A 15,921-nucleotide genomic window follows, 5' to 3' on the forward strand; every position below is an offset into this window, starting at 1 on the left:
CACTAATTATAGCAATTTTATCAGGAGGAAAATCTTATATTATTTTCTTATTTTAATCCAAACAATAAACCACCCTGGTAAATAATAAATCCAATTATCCAGGCCAGCATAAAGGTATATACAGCAGTAAAGACCATCCACTTCCACGAATTGGTCTCTCTTTTAATAGCAGCCAGGGTAGCAATACACGGTGTATATAATAATGTTAGAATCATCATCACACAGGCTTTTAAAGGGGTAAAATTATTCATTATAACCGTATTTAATCCCCCATCACCAACACTATAGACTACTCCTAGAGCTGCAACCACTACCTCCTTAGCTAAAACACCAAATATTAGAGAAGCAGTAGCCTGCCAGTTTCCCAAACCAAGGGGCGAAAAAACCGGAGACAAAAAGTCAGCAATTCTGCCTATCATACTCTCCTGACTGGCATAAGCCACTCCTACCGGTAAACTTGCCAGAGCCCAGATTAAAATTACAACAGCAAATATAATCGTCCCGGCTTTTTTAATAAAAGTTCTTGCCCTCTGCCACATATGAATCAGAATAGTCCTGATACCAGGTAATCTATAGGGAGGTAATTCCATTACAAATGTACCTGTTTCATTCTTAAAAAGAAAAGATCTAAAGAATTTTGCCATAAATATTGCAATAACTATTCCTAAAACATAAAGAGAGAAAATAACATTACCCTCTTTCCCCGGGAAAAAAACAGCTGCAAAAACTATATAAACAGGTAATCTGGCTGAACAGGACATAAAACTATTGATAAGAATAGTAATCACTCTATCACCCCTATTTTCCAGTGTACGGGCAGCCATTACTCCGGTAACATTACAGCCAAATCCCAGGATAAGGGGAATAAATGACTTGCCATGCAGACCAAAATTCTGCATGATTTTATCCATTACATAAGCAGCCCTGGACATATATCCACTATCTTCAAGTATAGAAATACACAAAAAAAGCAGAAAAATATTCGGCAGATATACTAAAACAGCACCAACCCCAGCAATGATGCCATCAATAAACAGTGAATTTAAAAATACAACACCCCCAATATTTGGTAAAAGCGTTTCGAGAAAATCTGTTAAATATACAAAAAACCCTTTAATAAAAAGGCTTATAGGATCGCTTAAAGTAAATGTAATTTTAAAGAGAGTCCACATAATTAAAAAAAATACTGGTAAACCCAGAAAACGGTTGGTCACTATTTTATCAATTCTGTCACTGAAGGAAATCTCATTTCTATTAATCAGGGGAAACTTAAGCACATCATTAACAAGACCATGGATAAAGGCATATTTTTTCTCAACGATAAGGGCATCACTTTCTTCACCTGTTTCAGTCTCAATACTTTCCAGGCTTTTTCTAATCCGGTTTATTGAATAATTAGTAATTTCTTTTTCAATTTCTTTTATAATGTGTTCATCCTGTTCAAGAATTCCAACTGCTAAGTAGCGTGTATTATAATCTCTATTTATACCTGGATTACTGTCCAAAATTGCCTTAATCTCAGCAATCTCCCTTTCAATATCATTTCCATAATCTATTTTAAAATTAATAGCCATATCTTTCCTGAATTCCTCTACAGCCCTGGCCACTAAATTATTAATGCCTTTACCCTTTGTCGCAATAGTCCTTACCACCGGGACACCTAGAAAACCACTAAGCTTTTCAATATCAATATTAAAATTCTTTTTACTTACTTCATCATACATATTTAAAACCAGTATAAGCTGAACACCCATTTCTAATAACTGGGTTGTTAAGTAAAGATTTCGTTCCAGATTGGTAGCATCTACTACATTAATAACCAGGTCTGTCCCTTTTGATAGGAGAAAATCTTTAGCAATAAGTTCATCTTCTGAATAGGCGCCCAGACTATATATTCCTGGAAGATCAACTATCTTAAGTGATAGGTCTTTATAGTTTAAATAACCCTCTTTCTTCTCTACCGTAACCCCAGGCCAGTTGCCAACATGCTGTCTAGTACCAGTCAGTTGATTAAATATACTGGTCTTTCCTGAGTTAGGGTTACCGGCCATAGCAACTATTAACTCATCTGCTTTTTCTGCTACAGCTATATTTTTTTGGCTTGCTTCCATTTTAACCACCTTTTATTACTCCACCTCTACATAAATTTCTGCTGCTTCTTTTTTCCGCAAACTCAAATTATATCCCTTTACATTAATTTCAATAGGGTCTCCTAAAGGTGCCTTACCCTTTACTTTAATATGTGCCCCTGGAATCAAACCCATTTCTAATAATTTCTTTTTCTTCTTCCCTTTAGCAGTAATCTTAACAATTCTAGCAGAATCATTAACAACAAGCTCATTTAATGAAGCAATACTATCTGGGGAAATTTTTCCCTTGGTTTCAGTCATCTGAAATAGTTCACTTATACAACTGCTTTCTAAATCAATACTATTTGTATTAACCAGGAAATCAACCAACCGTTCCATAGTAACAGAACTAACTACATGTTCCATTAAACAGGCATCTTTCTCAGCAATCTCCTCTTCAACTTTCAAAATATTAACTAAGAAATTCTTAATAATTTTGTGTCGGCATGATATTTTTCTTGCATAATCCTTGCCCTTTTTAGTTAAGATAACCGGTCCATATTTTTCCTGTTCTACCAGTTTTAATTTAGATAGTTTATTAACTACTTCGTTTACACTGGAGGCAGCAATCTCTAACTTCCTGGCAATATCGGATACACGGGCTGAACCCTCTTTCTCGGAAATTAAAAATATTGTTTCTAAATAATCTTCCATTGATGAAGAAAGACTCATTGTCTTATCCATCATAATCATCCTTTCTCTTTAATTGTACTAACAGTGATTAGGTTTCCCTAATATATACTTAAAAAATTATATTTTCCATTACTTCTTTTCCTTGATAATATAAAACTTCAATATCATTATACACCAGAATACTACTCTTTATCAAATAATTCAATTAAATTATATTATATATAATATCTAAATCAGTAGGTTTCAAAGAAAATAAGTCTCTTAGAATTAATCCTAAGAGACTTAAATGGACAATATCTTTGAATCACATTTTTTAGGGAATTTCAAAAGTTAAAGTAGCTGTATAACTTAATGTATTGCATTTTGTACTCATTTCACCTTCAGGGGGCAATTTCATCTGGGCTTTTAGTAACCAGGGACCCCAGTGAGTAATTCTTATTTTGGCTATACCATCACTACTTGTTGTGGTTGCATAGGCAAAATCATCACTACTAGAAAAGCCACTGTAAGTAGCATATAATTTGCAAAATTTAGCTGGTTTACCATCAAATAAAACCTTAACTCGTAAAAACTGTCCATTACTTGCATTAAATTTATAGGGATTGTCTAGGGGAATTATTTCTAATTTTTGACCAATTGGTTTAGCAAAAGAATCATCATTTGTTTCACCCACAGATATTAAGCATTTAGCATACTGTTCATAGTAATTACTTAAAATAACACCCTTGAGACCGGTTTTAGGCCCTAATTTATGATGGATTTTCCCGTTATCGACGTGCATAGTATAAAATCCTGGTTTCTTTGCAGCATAAACAGTATAAAAACCAGGTTTTTCAAAACTTAACGAAGTTGCTAAAAACCCTCCCTCTCCTGGAGCAATTTCCTTTTTCCCTAATTCTTCATTAAATAGAGAAATTTCTTTAAATCCCTTAACATCAGGAAAATCTGCTACAGGATAACGATGACCCCAACCAAAATAAATCTTACTCATTCCTCCAAATTTTTCATAAAATGATGGTGCATAATCTGTAGAATTTATCCACAGACTATGAGCAGACACAAATCCAGAAAACAAAAAAAACATTGCTAACAACAAACCCCAAACAATACCTATTTTACCCTTTTTAATCATATTCATTGTTCCCTCCTATTAATATTTTAATATGTAAAATTTTTATTTTTCCCTATTTTATTTATTATAACTTAACTACCATACCTAAGTAATATTCAATACCGTCTATTTCAGGTTCATTATCTATATCATCAATATCTAGCAAATTATCAACATTAAAGTACATTTCATAATTATCACTAATTCTTTTATTAAAAGCAACATTAAGTAAAGAATAATCTTTTACTTTATTCTCATTTTCATCATCACTATATGATTCCCCTTTATAGATACTAGAGAATTGAACATCTAATTCATATGGGGTTTTCCAATCAAACTTAAAAGATAGACTATCTCTAGATCGATCAGTTAATTCTTTTCCTGTTTCTTTGTTTTCTGTATCAAGAAAAGTATATCCCAAAGTTCCACTAACATTTTCATTTAATCTGATACGACAATTTATTTCCGCTCCCTGAATTAACGCCTCTTCTACATTTTCCCAATACATATCATAGGGATAGCCATTTCTTTCTATCCTGGAACTAACTAAATTATCAACATCATTCCTAAATAAAGTTGTACTTAAAGTTGCATTTTTGGTGAAATCATAGTCCAACCCCAACTGATAACCAAGAGATTCTTCTGGTTCTAAATCAGCATTAGCATGTACTAAATATGGACCCATCCTCCACTCATCTGCATAAAGATTAACTAAAGTTGGCGCTTTAAAAGCCTTACCTACCGACCCTCTAACCCTCATCAGCTCATTTATCTGATAAGATGCTCCTAAATTAGGGCAGACCTCTGTTCCCCAAAGTTCATGACTATCAATCCTGGTTCCTAAAACAACTTGTAGTAGTGTAAAATCCATTTCGTCCTGAATAAATATACTCTTAATATTCTGGGATTCTTCATAATCTTTACCCTTATCATCACGTTCTTCTAAACTATATTCCCCTCCTATAGTAAACAAATGCCTGGTGCCCAACAATCTATTATAACCTAGCTCTAATTCAGTAGAATCCTCTTTATAATTTGTTCCTTCATCTGTTGTCCAATGTTTATAATTAAGCAATGAACTCCTTATGTAAAAATTTGAAAAAACATCAGGTTCAAATTTCCATTTCATATTTAAACCATGCCTCTCTTGTACCCTATCATCATACTCATGCTCTAATCTTGAATAATAAGGGCTAAATTCAAACTTAGCTTGAGGAGTAAAATCGAGAGCAAAACTAGCATTTAGAATATCTTTATTATATCTATCTTCTTTTTTTATTCCATCAGAACTTTGACGTGTGAAACTGAAATTTCCTCCAATTTCATTTTTATTAAAACCACCACTTAAATTAGTATTCCTGGTATTGTTCGACCCTGCTTCTGCTGAAAGATTAGCATAGTTTTTTTTAGGAGTTTTTTTAGTAATTATATTTATAACCCCACCCATGGCATCACTTCCATAAAGTGAAGAAAATGGCCCTTTAACAATTTCAATCTGCTGCACCATATCAATAGAAATTGTAGATAAATCAACACAATTATGCCCACCACGAAAACGCTGACCATCAACCAATACTAAAGTATATTTGCTCCCCATACCACGTAATTGGACACCGTTATTTCCCCAACTCCCACTATCTTGAATTGCCTTAACTCCATTTATAAAATTCAATGCCTCCATAACTGTCTTGGCATTAGACTCTTTTAATTCTTCTGCAGTAATTACCTCAACTATCAGTGGAACTTCACTTATTTTTTTCTCAGTCTTAGTAGAAGTAGTTACTACAATCTCACCTAAGTCCTTTTCTTCATCAGAATTCACCTCTTGATTTGTGGCTTTTATTGGTATAGTAAAATTAATTAATAAAAGAAACAAAAAAACCAATCCTAAAATCCTCTTATGATTTCTAAACATTATTTCTTTACCTCCTGTTTATATTATTTATTATTATTGATTATTTTTTGCTTGGAATAATTTTTTAAAAAATAATCAATAATTACATGTTAAATGATTATGATTCTAACTGGCAAATTGAGTTTAATGCCACTATCACTCAGTTACAAAACTAAACTCCAAATTATTTAGGTATCCCTAACTTTGAATTAAAAAAATATCTCTCAGTTTCATTCCTTTATTCTATTAATTTATAGTATACAGAAAATAATAAATCAAGTCAATAAATCACTAAAAACATCAGGACTAAATAATCTTTGTAGGATTAAATTATATACAGCATACACCCTATTTCTCATTTTTTAGGGTGACCTAATAAATGCAGTTTTATTCCCTCTTTTTTCTCCGTTACATTTTGTGTTGCTTTGCTCACTAAACAATTTAAAGTGTGTGTGACTTTTCGAACAGACTCTTAAAAGAAAAATGGAAATTTACTTTTATAATTTGAACTAGTAATAATCATAAAATTTTAAATTGCTATGACGTCCTCACAGGCAAGCAGAACAGATTTCTGACCTGATTTTGTCAATTTTAAGATACCGTTTTTTTCTACTATCAAACCATCCCGTTTTAGCTTTCGTATTATAGAATTCAGAAAATCTTTTTTCCAGTTAAGGTGTTCACAAATGTTTTCTACTGCATTTTCTCCCCTTTTATTTAGATTGACCTCATGATTATAAATACGAAACAAAAGAGATTTAGCCGCAAAATTAATAGCCTGTATTCTTCTCCTACGGACAACTGTGATAATTCCTCGTTCCGGGGCAAAAACAAATATAAGCATAAAAGATATCCCTATTACTAAAGATATCGAGCCAGCTATTGAGACATCAAAAAGTACTGCCAGATGAAAGCCTAAAATAGCATTGACAATACCTATTATTCCACTTAAGATCAACATTTTTCTAAGATCATCGGTTATTAAATAAGCTGAAATAGCCGGCCCAATCATAAAGGCTATAACAAGTATTGAACCAACTGCTTCAAAAGCTGCTACTGCTGTAATGGAGACAGATGTCATTAGTCCATAATGAATTAGTGAAGGTGAAAAACCTAGGATTGCTGCCAGTCCTGGATCAAAGGTAGCAAGCTTTAGTTCCTTGAAAAAAATTGTTACCAGTATTATGTTAAGAATTAAAATACTTCCCATTGAATAAATAGCCCTGGCACCAACATCTATATTATAGATAAACATCCGGTTAAAAGGAGCAAAAGCCAGTTCACCAAGCAAAACCGAATCTACATCTAAATGGATTGAACCAGCATATTTAGAGATAATAATAATGGCAATACTAAAAAGCAAGGGAAAGATAATCCCTATAGCCGAGTCTTCAGCCATTAACCTTGTTTTGTTTAGCAATTCTACCAGATATACTGTAACTATCCCCATCAGAGCTGCCCCAAAAATTAAAAAAGGGGAGTTTAAATCTGAAACAATAAAAAAAGCAGTAACAATCCCCAGTAATATAGTATGGGAAATAGCATCTGACATCATCGCCATTTTCCTTAAGACCAGAAAAACTCCAGGTATAGAACAGGCTATAGCAACTATTACAGCAATCAATTGAATTTCTAAATGTGCTGACATATTTAATCCCCCTTAGATATAGAATTTTTATCTTTTTTCATCTTTTTTTGATTTATTAGCTTCCATAAGATGCCCCTATTTTTAGCAAAAATTAAACTAAGCAATACAAAAATACTAATGACAATAATAATAGTTGGTCCAGTAGGCATATGGGTAATAGAAGAGCTAAGTACTGTACCTATCAATCCGGATACTCCACCAAAAAAAGCTGCTAAGATAAGCATCATCGATAATTTATTTGTCCACTGTCTTGCGGCAACACCTGGAGCAATTAACATCGAACTCATTAAAATAACACCAACTGTTTGCAAACCAATAATAATTGCCGCAACTAACAGCCCAGATAACAGCAAAGTTAATTTTCTTCTAGAAAATCCCATGCTTTCAGCAAATTCCGGGTCAAAGGAGATAATTTTAAATTCCTTCCAGAAAAAAATAACTGTCAGGATAATAATTAACCCTACAACTAAAATAGTATTAATATCACTTTTTAATAGTGTAGATGCCTGCCCAAAAATGAATTTATCTAATCCCGCCTGATTAGCATTGGGAATTTTTTGTAAATAGGTTAATAATACAAGCCCTCCACCAAAGAATACAGATAGTACTAAAGCCAGGGCACTATCAAATTTTATTCTAGAATACCTATCTATAATAATAACCAATAATGCTGCCAGCAGTCCTGTTATAAGTGCCCCCAGTAAAAGAACCGCTGTCTCCTTTCTTTGAGTAAACATAAACGCTAAAGCAATACCAGGTAATGCTGCATGAGAAACTGCATCACCAAGTAAACTCTGCTGGCGAAGAACTGCAAAACTCCCTATAACAGCACTAACTATGCCAAGCAGAGCCGAACCTAAGGATACAATCTGCAGTGTATAATCTGTAAGAAATAATCTAAATGTCTCCATAAACTTATAATCACCTACCAAGCAAAACCTTTTCTGTACTTAAAAATGTTTTTTCTAAATTCTCATCTGTAAAAACATTTTTGATTGAACCACTAGCAATAATACGTTTATTTAACAGGGTTACCCAGTCAAAATAATCCGAAACTGTTTGTAAATCATGGTGTACCACTATAACTGTTTTACCATTTTGGCGGAGGGCTTTTAAGATATTAATAACCGCCCGTTCTGTTTTTATATCCACCCCCTGAAAGGGTTCATCCATAAAATAGATATCAGCATCCTGTACCAGAGCCCTTGCCAGAAATACCCTTTGCTGTTGGCCTCCTGACAGTTGACTAATCTGGCGGTTACTATATTCTTCCATATCTACTCTATGAATTGCTTCCAGGGCTTTTTCTTTATCACTTTTCCTTATTCTCTTAAACCAACCAATATTAGCATAACACCCCATCAGCACTACATCTAAGACAGTTGTAGGAAAATCCCAATCAACACTCCCTCTTTGTGGTACATAACCTATCTTTTTCCTCTGAGCAGCATATGTGTGACCATTAAATAAAACTGTCCCTGAAATTGGTTTAATGATATCTAACATAGCTTTAATTAAAGTAGATTTACCTGCTCCATTAGGTCCTACAACAGCCATTAATACCCCCCGGGGGATCTTTAAATCAATATCCCAGAGTACAGGTTTTACCTGATAAGCAACAGTCATATCAACAACCTCTACCACATAGTTTTTACAGGGCACCATCATTTCCTCCTATTTGAATTATAAAAATAATATAAACTATTTAAGGGCATCAATAATTGTATCTACATTACTCTTGACCGTACCGATATAGGTCTCTGCCTCAGTCCCGGGAGAGCCTAGGGAATCAGAATACAGTTCTCCACCAATCTCTACTTTAAATCCCCTGGCTGCCACTGCTTCCTGTAAGGCCTCTATATTTTTCTTTGGTACTGAAGACTCTACAAAAATTGCCTTGATTTGCTTTTCTACAATATATTCAGCCAGTTGGCGTACATCCCTTGTACCAGCCTCAGAAGCCGTTGATATCCCCTGCAGTCCCTTTACTTCAAAACCATATGTATTACCAAAATATGCAAAAGCATCATGGGCAGTAATTAGTATCCTGCTCTCCTTTGGAATTTCTTTTATCCGTTCTAAAACATATTTATGTAAGGTATCCAATTCTTTTAAGTATTTTTCAAGATTTTCAGTATAGAACTCCTTGTTCTGAGCATCTAATTCCACTAAACCATTGCATACAGCTACTGCAGCATCCTTCCATAATAAGACATTAAACCAGATATGTGGGTCATATAATTCCTCTCCAAGACAAATAAGTTCTTTTTCATCAATGTTTTCTGCTATTTCTATTACAAACTTATTCTTTTCCCTGAGATTTTCAAAAATTTCTCCCATTTTTCCTTCTAAATGGAGGCCATTAAAAATTACCATACTGGCATCTCTCATCTTTACAACATCCCCTGCACTGGCTTTATATAAATGAGGGTCAATACCAGGGCCCATTAACCCTTTAACTTCAATCAAATCACCAGCAATAACAGAGGTTAAATCTGTTAACATAGTTGTTGTTGTTACTACTTTGTATTTCTCACTACTACTTATTTTGCTTTTACTTGCTCCCCATACTGCTAATAAGACTATAACTATTACCGCTAAAAGAATCATAAAAATTTTATTTTTCCTGATCAACTGAATTCCCCCTCAATTTTTTCTACAAACAAAAATTTGCTCACATTAAAACCTAAGATAATATTCTCCTGGTCTTTGCTTATCTGTAATACTTTACTAAAGTAATCCTTTTCTTTAACAATCAAAACATCTCCCAGGGTTATCCCTTTGTTATTCAAATAAATTAGTAATTCATGTTTATCAACTACTTTCTTGAATTTATAAATTACCCCTGGATCACCTTCTGATAAAGGTATTAATTTTTTCTTTGCTGTCTTTCCTGATAGATCAGGAATGGGATTCCCATGTGGACAATAATTAGGTTCTTTTAGAAAATAATATAGCTTTTTTTCAAGATTACTAGAGGTGGCATGCTCTAATTGTTCAGCTTCCTGATGAACCTCCTCCCAGGTATAATGGAGTTTTTCCACTAAAAATACCTCCCATAGTCTGTGCACCCTGACTAATCTTAAGCCCACCTCTCTCCCCATCTTAGTTAAAATACACCCCTTATAGGGCTTATAAAATAACAAATCCTTTTTAGCTAATTTTTTTATTGTTTCATTAGCTGTCTGCGGTGTATGCCCTAAATATTCAGCTAATGTATTATTACTTATGTAGTTTTCTTCCTTTTTTTCAGTTGCAGCCTTTTCATACAATTGATAAATTGCTTTAATATAATCCTGTTCTCCCCGGTTCATTTTTCACCAATTCCCCGTAATTTTTTAAGCCTAACCTTAAGTTATTATCTAGCAATATTATATGCAGATCTAATGCAAGTGTTAAAAAATCTCATAATATTTTTTAAATCAAAAAAACCGCTCCAACGAGCGGTTAATTAATCATATATATTGTCTGTTTAGAATTCTATATTCAACCTGCTATAAAACCTATCTTCCCCCAGATCATAAGCAATTGAAACATCTTCATTATTTCTCTCAACAAACGTTCCACCAATCTGTAATTCTATTGCTTCAGCTAAAGAATAAGTAAACTGCGGCTCAAAAACAAAGGTTTCTGATTCAAATTCATAGATTACTTTACCTTCTATTGTATGGAAATTAAAGACTGGTTTATCAAAATGGAAATTAAACATTTTAGTGTCACTTTCCTTCTCAATGCGGCTTTCTAAATAATAAAGCTGGCCAACTAAATATAAATCATTAGTAAATTTATAATCAACCCCAAAGGTTCCCGCTAAAGAATTGTCAAAATCATTGTCCTTATATATTCCATATACACACTCTGTCCAGATTCCCATCTCTCCTATATCACCAATCAAATCAAATCCAAACTTGTCAAGTTCTGCAAAAGTTATATCCCCTTGAATACTTAAAGGAATTTTATCAAAACCATGATATCCACTTACAGACAAATCAAAACCCTTAAAAGACCGCCTGGTCACCTTAAATCCTGCCTGTAAATTTTCAAGATCATCTTCTACGTCATTAGCTATACTACTTTCAAAAAATGGAACCACTACCCCTGTAATTTCTAAGGCATTAGGGGTATAATAAACCCCCTTAACGGCTTTAATCCCAAGTTTTTCATCTAAAGGCTTTAAAGCCGTATAATCATAAGGATTGAAATAATCAGTCGGCTGTAATTTATATGAACTACCCCAGTTAATAACTTGCTTACCAATTCTCCAGTCCATATTATCAGTATAGTAATTTAAATATGCCTCATTAGTCCCTACTTCTGTATCTTCTTTTTCCATAGCCTGAATAGCTAAATCTATATACATATCTGCAGCAAAACCAAAATCCCTTTTAAGTTCTAAATTAAGCCTTTCCCGGTCAATTAACTCCCCATCATCAGAAAATGCTTCAATACTAGTACTTAAAGATCCAGCAATATTCAGTTTATCACCGGCTGAAACCCCAACACTAGTAATTAAAAGTAGTATTATAAGTAAAATAAAATTTATTTCTCTCAGCATTACTCCAACCCTCCTTTATACTAATTATAATTAAAATAAATAACAGGTAATAGATCATCAGGCATTCATTACCTGTTATTCATTAATAACTTAATATCTCTTTAGATATCTTGGACTAAAAATTTTACTATTTACTTCTTCATTATATAAAACAGACTCTAAATAAAGTATAGTCCTGGTCCCTTCCTGAACATCTTCCATCACCATTTTTTGAGGGGTCCAATACCCCTGGATCTTTTGAATATCATGGCTTGTTAGAATCTTATTCAATTTACCTCTAGTATCATAAAATTCAGCTTTAACTGGATACCACATCTCTTTATTTACCCATAACTTACCATAGTCATAATCTATATCCTCATCAGTTGGACTTAAACGTAAGATATACTCTTTTTCATTATCTTCTAATACTACTGCCTGATAATCATCATTATAATTCTCCGCACTTACTAATGATAGGTCATTATAACTAAAATCTGTTCCAACAAAACTACCATTTTTTTGGCTACCAGAGATCTTTCTTACTGACCCTAAAGCCGGCAAATACAAATACATATCCTCATCATCAATTTCAGGTTTATCTATTGATAAAAAGCCTGTTCCTGCTACATCTGCCGGTGATAAAAACCTACTTATTGTTTTTTTCTGCCCATAATCTTCACTTATATTTGTCAGTGTCCTTACCCTTTTACTCCCTGATGGGTCATATAATTCCAGCTTAATCTCCATCTGATTTGTCTGAATATCCCTGACTTCTTCCATCTTATTTAATATCTCATCACCTGTCATCTCAGCCGAAATTAATAGAGTCATACTAAAAACCATTACTATTAAAATAAGCAAACTAATAATCTTCTTCATCATACACTCTCCTTTTATAATTTAGTTAAAGAATCTCCTTGATTCCTTTCTTTATCCTGAACTTCCAGGAATTTAGGTTTAAAAATAATGCAAATTGCTGGTAAAAATACTAAAGCACCTAGTAAGCAAGCCCCTATTGACACTACAACTAAAAAACCAAAAAATTTAACCGGCAGGAAATCCGAAATCATTAATGCAACAAATCCAATAACAACTGATAAGGCATTAAAAATTATTCCTCTGCCTGTTGTTTTTAATGTCTTCTTAACTGCTTCTACAGTATCTTTAAGTTTCTTTTCTTCACGGTATCTCCATAAGAAATGAATTGTATAATCAACCCCTACCCCAATCATCACTGAGGATAATAAGGCTGTTGCAATATTTAACTCAATTTTAAAGAATCCCATTAACCCAAACAGAGTAACTATAGCCAGAGCTAGAGGTGTTATAGACATCAAACCAGCAACTGGTGATTTAAATAACAGCATTACAATTATACCTACTACTATAGCAGCTGTAATTAGACTAATCACCTGTCCCTTGACTACTGCCTCACTTAATTCAGATTGCAGGTCACCAAAGCCCCCTACTATTTTTAATGGTGATTCCTCATCCTTTTTAATATAATCCCTCATATATTCAACTAATCCCTTGATATCATCAGTGCTATTAGTAGGTATCTTGGCAGTGATCAAAGCATGTTTACGATCAAAGTCTACTAACTTTTTAAGGTCACCAGAGCTTTCATATAACATAAAATATTGAGGAAGAGCATTTTTATTATCAGGGATTATACTAAATTCTTCATCCCCATTATGTAGTTCCTTATTCATCTTTCTCATTATCTTAGATATTGCCCCCACATCTCCAACACTTTCATGCTTAATAATTTTTTCTTCAAAATCACTTATCTTCTTCATTACTTCAGGAGCTGTTATATCTCCTTCTGCCATTATAGAAATAGTATTAGCCCCTCCAAAATATCTATTGCCCGCATTAGTTGCCTTAGTAACCCTTGAGTCATCTTTAAAGTAATTAACTGGATTTGTATCTACCCTCAGATAAAAAATTCCTGAAGAAATCAAAGCTATAAATACAATCGACAGAATAGCTATCTTCCCAGGGTTAGCTGTTACAAAATTAGCAGTAAAATCAAGTAATCTTTCTAATAATCCTTTTTTCCCTTCAACAGTAGTTTTTAGGGGTTTAGCCTTGGGTAAAAGAACCATTACAGCCGGCATAAAAGTTATACTAGCTATTAAAGCAAAACCAATTCCTACTGCAGCAAGTATCCCCAGTTCCTGGGCAGGCACCATAATATGTGATATTAAACATAACATTCCTGCTATGGTAGTAAGCCCCGCCGCAATAATTGGTGCACCTAAACTGGAAACCACCTTCCCTACCAGTTTTTTTTCACTTAAATTAGATTTTAGGGTATTTTCTTCCTGATAATGGGCAATAATATGGATTCCATAATCATTAGCTATTGCTATTAAGGACATGGGTAAAATGACTGTAATTAGATATATCTTCCAGTTTAATACTGGAATCATTCCCATTGAAATAACAATTGACATCACTACTACCATAAAGGGTAATAAAACACCCCTCAACTGCTTGAAACATAGATATAAAAAGACTAACATAATCAATAAAGCTAAAGGCATCAATCTTCTCATGTCATTCTGGGTGTTTATACTAACCTCTGCTCTAATTACCGGCATACCTGCTAGCTTAATCTTTTCTTTTCCCGGGATATCTTTTATTAATTTCTTGACTTTATCTAAAATCAGATTATCTGAAACATCATCCTTTAACATTCCAATAATGGCCATTGCTTTAAAATCTTTTGAGATAATACTACCATAAATTAATTCATTATTTTTGATTCTCTCTCTTATTACTTCTCTCTGCGCAGAACTTTGTGGAATATCTTCAATAGCATCTTCAACAATCAACATATCTTCTTCTCCCCTTACATCTTGTACAGTAAAAGGACTATTTACTTTATCTACTTCTTCCCAGCTTTCTAATTCATCTGATAATTGCTGCGCCCTTACTAAGGTTTCTGCATTTAAAATATCATCTGTTTCCAGAATAATCATTAGGGCATCAGTGCCGCCAAAAACATCTTCTATCTTATCTAGATTTACCCTTGAAGGCATATCTTCAGGTACCAGCCCTTCAAGACTAGGGTCCATTTGCACTTTGGGAATCTGTAATGCAAAAAAGACAGTAATTATGAGAAAAACACTTATTACTATCCAGGGATGACGAATAGAAAAATTGGCTATCTTGTTCATAAAAAATCAACTCCTTAATTATTTTATTACATTTATCTAATATGATTTTGATAATTATTATCAATTATTAGCAAAAATTTATCCCCTTGATAATCAAATTTAACCCGCTCTAAAAACAAATATAATCCCCCCTTTTAATAAATTAATTAAATAATTTAATAGTTAAATTTTTTAAGTATTTGACCAAAAAAATACCCTGCTCTTATTTAATTCAAGATTACCCTCTTAACTTTGGCTAATAATTTAGAGGTTATTTTTATCTCTTTTTCAGTTAAATCCAATAGAAATTCTTTAAATTTCCCTATATATTCTTGCCTATGGTTTTGGTAATACTCTTCACCTTTAATAGAAAGACTTATTAAAACAACACGTCTATCTTCTTCGCTTCGACACCTTTTAAGATACCCTCTTTCAACTAAACGATGAACCATACTCGTCATTGTAGGCAGTGAGGTAAAAAAGAATGAAGCTAATTCAGACATTTTTACCTCACCTTTTTGTCCAACCAGCTCAATCAAAAAATGCTCTTTCAAACTAAAATCTTCATCTATCTCAGAAACATGTTCAAAAATAATTTCCAAAAAGTCCATTATGATTTTTTCTCCTGTTTTAAACCTCTGATCTAAATCCATAATTAACTTCACCCTAGCAAATATAATAATACTTTGAAATTCAAACTACTTTATTATTATAATACATAATTAGACATTTATCAAGAAATATTATAAGAGTCTGTTCAAAAAGTATCAGTATATACCCCGCCGGGGATTATATATCCCCTATT

13 protein-coding genes are annotated in these 15,921 nt (G+C 33.2%); all 13 read right to left on the reverse strand.

Features of this window, described 5'->3' with window-relative positions:
* Positions 1-47: 47 nt before the first annotated feature.
* The 13 genes from feoB to D7D81_RS15815 all read right to left on the reverse strand — a co-directional run bounded on the left by feoB (position 48) and on the right by D7D81_RS15815 (position 15,769).
* A complete protein-coding gene (gene feoB, locus D7D81_RS15755) occupies positions 48-2,111 on the reverse strand; it encodes a ferrous iron transport protein B (RefSeq protein ID WP_125992279.1) in 2,064 nt (687 codons plus the stop codon).
* A 15-nt stretch (positions 2,112-2,126) separates the two neighbouring features.
* Positions 2,127-2,822, reverse strand: a complete 696-nt coding sequence (locus D7D81_RS15760) for a metal-dependent transcriptional regulator (RefSeq protein ID WP_286169806.1) — start codon at positions 2,820-2,822, stop codon at positions 2,127-2,129.
* Positions 2,823-3,075: 253 nt separating this feature from the next.
* A complete protein-coding gene (locus tag D7D81_RS15765) occupies positions 3,076-3,900 on the reverse strand; it encodes a DUF4198 domain-containing protein (protein WP_125990998.1) in 825 nt (274 codons plus the stop codon).
* A gap of 58 nt (positions 3,901-3,958) precedes the next feature.
* Positions 3,959-5,788 carry a TonB-dependent receptor plug domain-containing protein gene (locus D7D81_RS15770; protein ID WP_125990999.1) on the reverse strand — a complete coding sequence of 610 codons (1,830 nt, stop codon included), beginning with the start codon at positions 5,786-5,788 and terminating at the stop codon, positions 3,959-3,961.
* A 508-nt stretch (positions 5,789-6,296) separates the two neighbouring features.
* Entirely contained in the window at positions 6,297-7,415 is a 1,119-nt protein-coding gene (locus D7D81_RS15775) for a metal ABC transporter permease (protein ID WP_125991000.1), read from the reverse strand.
* 2 nt (positions 7,416-7,417) lie between these two features.
* Positions 7,418-8,326 (reverse strand): metal ABC transporter permease, encoded by a 909-nt coding sequence (locus D7D81_RS15780; RefSeq protein WP_125991001.1) that lies wholly within the window; start codon positions 8,324-8,326, stop codon positions 7,418-7,420.
* 10 nt (positions 8,327-8,336) lie between these two features.
* Positions 8,337-9,083 carry an ATP-binding cassette domain-containing protein gene (locus tag D7D81_RS15785; RefSeq protein ID WP_286169807.1) on the reverse strand — a complete coding sequence of 249 codons (747 nt, stop codon included), beginning with the start codon at positions 9,081-9,083 and terminating at the stop codon, positions 8,337-8,339.
* Positions 9,084-9,116: 33 nt separating this feature from the next.
* Positions 9,117-10,046: a metal ABC transporter solute-binding protein, Zn/Mn family gene (locus D7D81_RS15790; RefSeq protein ID WP_353622133.1), complete on the reverse strand. Its 930-nt coding sequence runs from the start codon at positions 10,044-10,046 to the stop codon at positions 9,117-9,119.
* A complete protein-coding gene (locus tag D7D81_RS15795) occupies positions 10,046-10,729 on the reverse strand; it encodes a metal-dependent transcriptional regulator (protein WP_125991002.1) in 684 nt (227 codons plus the stop codon). Before D7D81_RS15795 ends, D7D81_RS15790 begins: the two co-directional genes overlap by 1 nt.
* A 158-nt stretch (positions 10,730-10,887) precedes the next feature.
* Positions 10,888-11,970 (reverse strand): hypothetical protein, encoded by a 1,083-nt coding sequence (locus D7D81_RS15800; RefSeq protein WP_125991003.1) that lies wholly within the window; start codon positions 11,968-11,970, stop codon positions 10,888-10,890.
* 90 nt (positions 11,971-12,060) lie between these two features.
* Positions 12,061-12,834, reverse strand: a complete 774-nt coding sequence (locus tag D7D81_RS15805; protein WP_125991004.1) for an outer membrane lipoprotein-sorting protein — start codon at positions 12,832-12,834, stop codon at positions 12,061-12,063.
* 11 nt (positions 12,835-12,845) lie between these two features.
* Positions 12,846-15,137 (reverse strand): efflux RND transporter permease subunit, encoded by a 2,292-nt coding sequence (locus tag D7D81_RS15810; RefSeq protein WP_286169809.1) that lies wholly within the window; start codon positions 15,135-15,137, stop codon positions 12,846-12,848.
* Positions 15,138-15,343: 206 nt separating this feature from the next.
* Positions 15,344-15,769: a MarR family winged helix-turn-helix transcriptional regulator gene (locus tag D7D81_RS15815; RefSeq protein ID WP_125991005.1), complete on the reverse strand. Its 426-nt coding sequence runs from the start codon at positions 15,767-15,769 to the stop codon at positions 15,344-15,346.
* Positions 15,770-15,921 lie beyond the last annotated feature (152 nt).

It is taken from the genome of Halocella sp. SP3-1 (genome assembly GCF_003953885.1).
GTDB classification, from domain to species: domain Bacteria; phylum Bacillota; class Halanaerobiia; order Halanaerobiales; family DTU029; genus Iocasia; species Iocasia fonsfrigidae.

What these genes read in the sequence shown, in the direction of transcription:
- D7D81_RS15805 (WP_125991004.1), bottom strand. Translation starts at nt 12,834, where the DNA reads ATGATGAAGAAGATTATTAGTTTGCTTATTTTAATAGTAATGGTTTTT.
- D7D81_RS15800 (WP_125991003.1), bottom strand. Translation starts at nt 11,970, where the DNA reads ATGCTGAGAGAAATAAATTTTATTTTACTTATAATACTACTTTTAATT.
- D7D81_RS15795 (WP_125991002.1), bottom strand. Translation starts at nt 10,729, where the DNA reads ATGAACCGGGGAGAACAGGATTATATTAAAGCAATTTATCAATTGTAT.
- D7D81_RS15770 (WP_125990999.1), bottom strand. Translation starts at nt 5,788, where the DNA reads ATGTTTAGAAATCATAAGAGGATTTTAGGATTGGTTTTTTTGTTTCTT.
- D7D81_RS15785 (WP_286169807.1), bottom strand. Translation starts at nt 9,083, where the DNA reads ATGATGGTGCCCTGTAAAAACTATGTGGTAGAGGTTGTTGATATGACT.
- feoB (WP_125992279.1), bottom strand. Translation starts at nt 2,111, where the DNA reads ATGGAAGCAAGCCAAAAAAATATAGCTGTAGCAGAAAAAGCAGATGAG.
- D7D81_RS15775 (WP_125991000.1), bottom strand. Translation starts at nt 7,415, where the DNA reads ATGTCAGCACATTTAGAAATTCAATTGATTGCTGTAATAGTTGCTATA.
- D7D81_RS15760 (WP_286169806.1), bottom strand. Translation starts at nt 2,822, where the DNA reads ATGATTATGATGGATAAGACAATGAGTCTTTCTTCATCAATGGAAGAT.
- D7D81_RS15815 (WP_125991005.1), bottom strand. Translation starts at nt 15,769, where the DNA reads ATGGATTTAGATCAGAGGTTTAAAACAGGAGAAAAAATCATAATGGAC.
- D7D81_RS15780 (WP_125991001.1), bottom strand. Translation starts at nt 8,326, where the DNA reads ATGGAGACATTTAGATTATTTCTTACAGATTATACACTGCAGATTGTA.
- D7D81_RS15765 (WP_125990998.1), bottom strand. Translation starts at nt 3,900, where the DNA reads ATGAATATGATTAAAAAGGGTAAAATAGGTATTGTTTGGGGTTTGTTG.
- D7D81_RS15810 (WP_286169809.1), bottom strand. Translation starts at nt 15,137, where the DNA reads ATGAACAAGATAGCCAATTTTTCTATTCGTCATCCCTGGATAGTAATA.